At 64.8% G+C, this 230-nt stretch carries 1 pseudogene; it reads right to left on the bottom strand.

What is annotated here, in order from left to right:
- Window positions 1-230, bottom strand: a pseudogene (locus DNX69_RS12335) (IS701 family transposase); the annotation flags it as partial.

Here is a 230-nt window from a genome sequence, read left to right as displayed (position 1 = left end):
CGCCAGCGCAGCTTGGCGAGGTCGACGAGCGGTCGGAAGCCGATCGTCTCCGGCAGTGTCGCAAGCCAATATTTGGTCGGTTCAGTTTCGTCCTCCGGCCACTCGACCAGCAGCCACTCCGGCCGCAGCGTCTCCGGGATCAGCTTGTTATGTCCGACACTGACGCGCACGCGCGCGAAGCGCGACGATAGAAAATCGGCCGAGCCTTCCCGCCAAACCACCGTGCGCCA

Source organism: Rhodopseudomonas palustris (assembly GCF_003226555.1).
GTDB lineage: Bacteria > Pseudomonadota > Alphaproteobacteria > Rhizobiales > Xanthobacteraceae > Rhodopseudomonas > Rhodopseudomonas palustris_I.
This window is presented reverse-complemented; position numbering and strand designations above follow the sequence as displayed.